This window comes from Streptomyces sp. (assembly GCF_036524955.1).
GTDB lineage: Bacteria > Actinomycetota > Actinomycetes > Streptomycetales > Streptomycetaceae > Actinacidiphila.
Genome location: NZ_DATDBG010000148.1, coordinates 1 through 6929, shown reverse-complemented (window position 1 = coordinate 6929; position 6929 = coordinate 1). Strand labels below are relative to the sequence as shown.

The following is a 6929-nucleotide window of genomic DNA, read 5'->3' as shown; positions in this document are numbered from 1 at the left end:
GCCCGGTCCACGACTGGTGCATCGAGTTCGGCGACCACGAGTACCACATGGACGAGCCGGTCAGGGTCGCCATGGACTGCGACCTCGGCGACAGCCACCGCCACGACCACACCGATCAGCCGTACATCGACGCGCGCCTGGTCTCCGAGGACGACCGACGGACCGGTCAGCGCGGCGCCGGGGCGGCCATCTCGTTCGGCGACTGCGAGCTGACCGCCGACGGCGCACGCCGCGAGCTGGCCAAGATCCGCGCCGCGCTGCCCCGGATCGAGGCCCTGGCAGACACCCTCGACGGCAAGCCCCCGTACGTCCCGCCCACCGACTGCGACGAGGCCGAGCACGTAACCCTGGCGGGATCGAAGGGTGCCATCCTCAGCGCGTACCTGTACACGCCGGAATGGGAGAGCAAGCCCGACGGTCCCATGCGGCTCTCGGTGTACCCCGAGCCCAACGCCGACGACGACCTCGACCTCGCCGGAGCGATCGACCTGCGCGATCAGTTGATCGCGTTCCTGCCGAAGCTCGACGCGATGATCAGCGTCCTCGCCGCAGAGGTGCCGACCGCTCCGCCGGAGGGCGAGAACGCTCAGCCGACCGACACCACGTCCGGCTACGCTCAGTGACCGCGCCCACCACCGTGGCGGTCGGGGACATCGTTCCCGGCCGCCCGGCCCGCCCCGGCGGCGCCGACACCGCCCTGGAAGCCCGCGCCGCAAATCCGACCTGCGCCGATTGCGGCACCGAAGGGCCGCTCCACGCCCGCGGGCGCTGCAGTGCCTGCTATCAGCGGCGCCTGCGCGCACTCAAGGCGGCTGGCACCTACCAGGCGTTGAACGAGCCCCGCCCCATCGTCGAACGGCTGTGGGAGAAGACGACCCCCGGGTGGGGCGGCTGCATCATCTGGACGGCGGGCGTCACCCCTGAAGGCTACGGAACGATCGAGATTCGCGGAAAGGGCAGGAAGGCGCTCTATGTGCACCGCGTCGCCTACGAACTGATGATCGGCCCGATCCCCGAGGGAATGCACCTCGACCACGTATGCCACAACCGTGACCTGTCCTGCTTGGGCAGGGAGAAGTGCCTCCACCGGCGGTGCGTCAACCCGCACCACCTGGAGCCGGTCACCCCGCGGGAGAACCAGCACCGCTCCCCGCTCACGATCACCGGGCGCAACGCGCGCAAGACCCGCTGCATCAACGGGCACCCGTTCGACGAGGACGGCCAGGACGGGGGCAGCCGTGGTTGACGACGCCTTCGAGGACATCATCGGCCGGCTCATCGTCGACGGCTGGCACGGCGCGTGGCGGGCCGCCCGCATCAAGCTCACCACCCACGCCCGCGGCGACGACTTCGCCACCGCCCGGGACATCGGCACCGAGGCGTGGAACAGCACACCGCAGGACGACCGGCCCGCCGCCCTGGGCGCCCTGTTCGACGCGTACTTCAAGGCCGGCATGGACCAGGCCATCCGCAACAGCATCGAGGCCGACCCGGACCTCGGGGAGGACTTCGCCGTACTGCGTGCGGCCATCGACGCCGTCCGGCAGACCAGTGCCCGCATGGCCATGGTCGACGTGCAGTCGCTCGCCCGGGTCCTGGCCGAACTGGAGTCCGCGCACCTCCACCGCCGGTGGTGCCCGCAGCTCGCCGAAGGCGACGAGAAGGAAGGCTGCCAGTGATGAGCGAGCCCACACCCATCCGTCCGGCCGGCCCCGTCGTGCGCGGCGTGGTGACCGTGCGGCTGCCGGTCCGCGACGGTGCCGTCCACACCCCCATGCCGACCGCGGAGTACGGGGGCCTGGAGAAGGTGCCCGCCGGGTCGATCGTGCGCCTCGACATCGGCGCGGCACAGCGGTGCTTCGGCTTCACCGCCGCCGCGATCGCCGGGGCCGTCAGTGGCGCGGCCGAGGTCGAGGTGGTCGGTACGGACTGGCGGGGCGTGGCGGAGACCCGCGCCCAGCTCGCCGCCGCGATCGAGGCCGCGCGCCATCGGCTCACCGGATAGTGCCCCCGGGCACGCGGTCCCGGTCTGCCCCTCTGCGGCCGGGGCCGCGTGTCCTCGCGGACGACCACCACCGGCACGGACAGAAAAGAGCCAGCGTTCGTGAACTGCACCACCACGAGGAAGCCGCACGTCCCCGCCAGGGCCGTCGTGCGGCGCTCAGGGGCGTGCACCTGATGGGCTACCACCTGTATCGCGCAGTGAAGCGCTGGGCACCCGAGATGACGCACCGCGAGAAGTTGGCGGCCATGGTCCTGGCCGACGACGCGAACGACGACACCGGCCTGACCTACAGCAGCGTCGTCGACCCGGAGATCATGCGCCAGGCCATGATCAAGACGGATCGTGAGATGCGGCGCGTCATCAGCCGGCTGCAAGAGCTGAAGGTCATCGAGCACGTCGAAGGCGGCCACAACGGCAAGACCGCGAAGTACCGGTTCCTCACCCTCACGCAGCTCTCGATCGACAACGTAGCCGGGCCAGAAACGCCCTCCTACGAGGAGGGTTCGAACGACGTAGCCGGGCGGATTTCGCCCCCCTACGACGGAGTAGCCGGGCGTGAAACGCCCCCCTACGACGACAGCAACGAGCAGGCTCCGGGCGAAAAAAGCCCGGCTACTGGCGGAGTAGGAGGGCTTTTTCCGCCAAGTAGGAGGGCGAAAAAAGCCCTCCCTACTCCTTCACCCCCAACTACTACTTCCTCTTCTTCTCCGTCTGTGGCTGACGCACCCGCCAAGCCGCAGCGGAAGCCGCGCACCCGGCCTGCTGCCGGGGGCGAAGAGGCAGCAGCACCCCGTGCCGACGTAGAAGCCGTCTGCACGCACCTCGCCGACGTCCTGGAGCACACCGGCAGCAAGCGCCCAACCATCACCGGCAGGTGGCGGACCGCGGCCCGGCTGCTGCTGGACCGCGACGGCATCACCGTCGAACAAGCCCAGCGAGCCATCGACTGGGCCCACGCCGACGACTTCTGGCAGGCGCACATCCTCACGCCCATGAAGCTCCGGGAGAAGTACGAGACCTTGCGCCGCAAGGCCACCGCCGAGCAGCGCAAGACCCATGGCCGACAGCGGGGCGGCAGCGTCCGCGACCCGATTCCCGATTGGAACGACAACACCGTGGAGATCAAGCTGTGACTGACTACGACCCTTACGACGATGCGGCGGCCCACGCTGAGGCTCAGGCCAGCGTCCGCCGCGAGCAGATGGAGCGCCGCTTGCGGCTGCTGTTCGACCGGCGCCCGCCCGTCTTCGCCAAGCCCGGGGACCTGGCCCCGGACGTGCAGAAGTGGATCGAGGGGTACCTCGCCGGTGAGCGCGGCTCGCTGATCCTGGTGGGCACCATCGGCTCCGGCAAGACCTGGTCGCTGTGGAAGACCGCCGAGACCCTCGTGCGCGCCGGCTGGACCGGCCGCTTCGAGATCGCCGCCGCGCACGAGGTGAAGGAAGCCGCCGACCTTCCCGTTGACCGCAACCAGTTGCGTATCTGGCGTGAGGCCGACCTGTTCGCTCTCGACGAAGTCGGAGCCCAGCGCGTCAACGACTGGGACGCCGACGCCCTCTCCGTTCTCATCGACAAGCGCTGGCAGCACCAGCGCCCCACGTTGATCACGTCGAACGAAGCAGATTTGAAGGGCCTCCTCGGGGAGCGTTCCGCCTCTCGTCTGGTCGACGGCGCGACCCTCGTCCGCTTCACCGGCGCCGACCGCAGGAGGACCCGGTGAGCGACGCCGACGAGATGGAGCGCACCCCGCCCCACGACACGACCGCCGAACAGGCCGTGCTGGGAGCGATGATGCTGTCCTCCGCGGCGATCGGCGACGTGGTCGAGGTGCTGCGCAGCAGCGCGGACTTCTACCACCCCGCCCACGCCGTGATCTACGACGCGATCGTGGACCGGTACGCGCGCAACCTGCCGACCGACCCGATCACCCTCGCCGACGAGCTGCGCGAGCGCGGCGACCTCGCCCGGGTCGGCGGCGCCCCGTACCTGCACGCCTGCGTCAACTCCGTGCCCGTAGCCGCCAATGGCGAGTACTACGCGGAGATCGTCCGCGACTGCGCGATCCTGTGGCGGCTCCTCCAGGCCACCGACCGCACCCGGCAGGCCGTCTACGCCGCCAAGGGCGACCCCGCCGGGCTCGTCGACGAGGCGCAGGCCGCGATCGCCGCCGTCCTCGCCGACGACCAGAGCCGGGCCGGCACGCTCGTCGGCGACGACATCGAGGACTACCTCGGCCGTCTGGAAGACCTCCAGAACAACGGCCGCTCCCTCGGTGTCCCCACCGGCTTCACCGACCTGGACGCCCTGACCGGCGGCTTCCACCCCGGGCAGGTGATCGTCATCGCGGCGCGCCCGGCCATGGGGAAGTCCGTGCTCGCCGTTGATCTCCTGCGCTCCTGCTCGATCACGCACAACCTGCCCGCCGTCCTGTTCTCCCTGGAGATGGACCGCGACGAGATCCGGCACCGCCTGTTCTCCGCGCAAGCCCAGATCGCCCTTCACCGCATGCGCCATCAGGGCCTGATGAACGATGAGGACTGGACCAAGTTCGCCCGGAACATGGAGCGGGTTACGGCGGCCCCGCTGCACATCGACGACACCCCCAACCAGACCCTCGCCCGCATCCAGGCCCGCTGCCGCGCCCTCCAGCAGGCCGGTGGGCTGCGCCTGGTCGTCATCGACTACCTCCAGCTCATGCACTCCGGCGGGTCCCGGCGCGAGAACCGGCAGCAGGAGGTTGCGGACATGTCCCGCAGTCTCAAGCTCCTCGCCAAGGAACTGCACGTGCCGGTGGTGGTGCTGTCGCAGCTCAACCGCGGCCCCGAGCAGCGCGCCGACAAGAAGCCGATGATGTCCGACCTGCGGGAGTCGGGGGCGATCGAGCAGGACGCCGACATCGTGATCCTCCTGCACCGCGAAGACGCGTACGAGAAGGAGTCCCCCCGCGCCGGCGAGGCCGACTTCATCGTCGCCAAGCACCGCAACGGCCCCACCGCCACGATCACCGTGGCCTTCCAGGGCCACTACTCCCGCTTCGTTGACATGGCCCAGGCGTAACCGCGACTGGGTGTAGCTACACCCCCGCCCGGCCGCCACCACGGCGGCCGGGCCCCGCACCTAAACCACTCGCACGACCAGGGAGCACCGCCCGTGAATTGCGAACTGTGTGAACGCCCTCTCCGCGGGCCCGCCCCCGCCTACCTGTGCGCCGGTTGCACCATGGCCACCCTCGACCGCCTGGGCGACATGCCCGCCCTCTTCAAGCGCCTGGAGGACCTTCTGCAGCCGTCCGTCCGCCCCGGCCCGCGCTACACCCCGGCCATCCATTCCCCCGCGCTCACGGACTTCGCGGTCGTCGACGTGCGCCACGAGATGGCCCGCACCCTCGGGTCCTGGCACCGGGCGCTGTTCGACGCCCTGGAGTGGGAGCCACCCGCCCTCATCCATGACCCCGGCCAGCAGGTCGAGGCCGCCACGAAGACGCTGCGGACCAACCTGCCGTGGATCGCCAGCAGCTGGCCGGCCGCCGGGGATTTCGCGGGCGAGATCCACGAGCTGCACCGGTCCGCGGTGTCCGTGGCGCGCCCGCGGTCGCGGGCGCTGCGGGGCGGCGTCTGCCCGGCCGAGGGCGAGGGCGGCGCGCGCTGCGGCGCGGTGCTGCGCCTGCCCGAGCGCGGCACGGTCATCACCTGCCAGTGGTGCAGCAGCACGTACCCGCTGGAGGCATGGCCGTCGCTGCGCCAGGCGCCGGCCGCGGTCAGTCCTGCGGCTGCTCCGGCCGGGGAGGAAGCTCATCCGTCTCGCCGGTCAGCCACCGCAGGAATCCGCTGAGGTGGGCGTTCATGTCCGAGCCCACCTCGGCGACCGCCGCCTTCGCGCGCTCGTACAGCTCGGGGTCGGGGCGGAACGCCTTGGCGGGGTGCTTGTGGACGGAGGGCATGCCGGAATCGTCTCACGGTGGCTTGCCACCGGTCCACTGGCGCGCCTACAGTGGTGGCTAGCCACCTAGAGCAGTAACAAAACGGCCCACGGCCGGCGCTAGCGACGCCGACCGGGGCCTGACCGAACACCTTGACGAAACCAAGGAGACGGCTATGGCCGATCTTGTCACGCCCGTGCGCCTCGACGCGCACCCCGCCCGCCGCATGGTCGCGGCCGGCATCATCCGCCGGTCGGACGGCCGCACCACCCGCCTCACCGCCACCCCCGCCGGAATCACCGGCAGCATCCGCCCGGCGGTGACCCGGTGACCGAACCCCTCACCCCCGAGGTCCGCGACCTGCTCACGGCCATCCGTGACGCCCTGGACGTGCCGATCTCCCACTGGCACACCGAGGACGAACAGGCCCGCGCCCGCATCCTCGACGCCCGCGCCGCCGCCGCGCGCATCACCGTCGAGGGCATCCTCGAGAGCGGCCACCACATCGCGCACTCCACCGCCTACCTGGCCGGCCGGACCGCCGAAACGCCCATCACGTACACCGTGTGGCAGCCGCTCGCGGACAGCGGTGAGCAGGCATGACCGACCACACCGTCACCATCGTGACCGCCGACCACGGCCCGGTCACCATCCCCTGCCCGCAGTGGTGCACCCAGGCGACCCACGTCGACGGCGGCGCCCGCTCCGACATCCACCACACCGGCCCCGACATCCTCATCACCGCCGGCTCCCACCGCGGCCCCCGCGAACTGCTGACGATGACCCTCACCCAGTGGCCCTACGGCCTCAACGCCCCCGGTACCGACGTCCACGTCGCCGTGCACCTCGCCGACGGCAAGCACGCCGAGTACGACACCGTCGGCCTCGAAACGCTCGTCGCCGACCTCCTGGAGGCCGCCGGCCGCGTCCGTCTCATGGCCCGCCGCCTCGGCATCGAGAACCGCCCGGAGAACGGCCGGTGACCCGGTCCACTGCGACGTGGCG

Annotated in this window: 12 protein-coding genes; 11 read left to right on the top strand and 1 reads right to left on the bottom strand. The window is 70.9% G+C overall.

What is annotated here, in order from left to right; genetic code table 11:
- The 8 genes from VIW71_RS12240 to VIW71_RS12205 all read left to right on the top strand — a co-directional run.
- Nucleotides 1–623 (top strand): hypothetical protein (locus VIW71_RS12240; protein WP_331622144.1); only part of this gene is annotated, 623 nt, incomplete at its 5' end.
- Nucleotides 620–1246, top strand: coding sequence for an HNH endonuclease signature motif containing protein (locus tag VIW71_RS12235; protein WP_331622143.1), 627 nt, complete (start codon nucleotides 620–622; stop codon nucleotides 1244–1246). The genes VIW71_RS12240 and VIW71_RS12235, both read left to right, overlap by 4 nt.
- Nucleotides 1239–1679, top strand: a complete 441-nt coding sequence (locus tag VIW71_RS12230; protein WP_331622142.1) for a hypothetical protein — start codon at nucleotides 1239–1241, stop codon at nucleotides 1677–1679. Before VIW71_RS12235 ends, VIW71_RS12230 begins: the two co-directional genes overlap by 8 nt.
- Nucleotides 1679–2005 carry a hypothetical protein gene (locus tag VIW71_RS12225; protein WP_331622141.1) on the top strand — a complete coding sequence of 109 codons (327 nt, stop codon included), beginning with the start codon at nucleotides 1679–1681 and terminating at the stop codon, nucleotides 2003–2005. Before VIW71_RS12230 ends, VIW71_RS12225 begins: the two co-directional genes overlap by 1 nt.
- A gap of 173 nt (nucleotides 2006–2178) precedes the next feature.
- On the top strand, nucleotides 2179–3138 hold the full coding sequence (locus tag VIW71_RS12220) for a hypothetical protein (protein WP_331622140.1): 960 nt from the start codon (nucleotides 2179–2181) through the stop codon (nucleotides 3136–3138).
- Nucleotides 3135–3725, top strand: a complete 591-nt coding sequence (locus tag VIW71_RS12215) for an ATP-binding protein (protein ID WP_331622139.1) — start codon at nucleotides 3135–3137, stop codon at nucleotides 3723–3725. Before VIW71_RS12220 ends, VIW71_RS12215 begins: the two co-directional genes overlap by 4 nt.
- A gap of 14 nt (nucleotides 3726–3739) precedes the next feature.
- Entirely contained in the window at nucleotides 3740–5062 is a 1323-nt protein-coding gene (gene dnaB, locus VIW71_RS12210; protein ID WP_331622145.1) for a replicative DNA helicase, read from the top strand.
- A gap of 162 nt (nucleotides 5063–5224) precedes the next feature.
- Nucleotides 5225–5836 carry a hypothetical protein gene (locus tag VIW71_RS12205; RefSeq protein ID WP_331622138.1) on the top strand — a complete coding sequence of 204 codons (612 nt, stop codon included), beginning with the start codon at nucleotides 5225–5227 and terminating at the stop codon, nucleotides 5834–5836.
- On the opposite strand, the gene VIW71_RS12200 is transcribed toward VIW71_RS12205, so the two are convergent.
- The gene (locus tag VIW71_RS12200) at nucleotides 5763–5945 is read right to left on the bottom strand and encodes a hypothetical protein (protein ID WP_331622137.1); all 183 of its coding nucleotides are present in this window, start codon (nucleotides 5943–5945) and stop codon (nucleotides 5763–5765) included. The two genes, VIW71_RS12205 and VIW71_RS12200, sit on opposite strands and share 74 nt — an antisense overlap.
- Before the next feature lie 154 nt (nucleotides 5946–6099).
- Here VIW71_RS12200 and VIW71_RS12195 point away from each other — a divergent pair, with 154 nt between their 5' ends.
- Genes VIW71_RS12195 through VIW71_RS12185 form a run of 3 tightly spaced genes read left to right on the top strand, consistent with a single transcriptional unit; the run spans nucleotide 6100 to nucleotide 6907 of the window.
- On the top strand, nucleotides 6100–6255 hold the full coding sequence (locus tag VIW71_RS12195) for a hypothetical protein (RefSeq protein WP_331622136.1): 156 nt from the start codon (nucleotides 6100–6102) through the stop codon (nucleotides 6253–6255).
- On the top strand, nucleotides 6252–6527 hold the full coding sequence (locus VIW71_RS12190; RefSeq protein ID WP_331622135.1) for a hypothetical protein: 276 nt from the start codon (nucleotides 6252–6254) through the stop codon (nucleotides 6525–6527). The genes VIW71_RS12195 and VIW71_RS12190 overlap by 4 nt, the downstream gene beginning before the upstream one ends.
- A complete protein-coding gene (locus tag VIW71_RS12185; RefSeq protein WP_331622134.1) occupies nucleotides 6524–6907 on the top strand; it encodes a DUF6907 domain-containing protein in 384 nt (127 codons plus the stop codon). The genes VIW71_RS12190 and VIW71_RS12185 overlap by 4 nt, the downstream gene beginning before the upstream one ends.
- The last annotated feature ends 22 nt before the right edge of the window (nucleotides 6908–6929 follow it).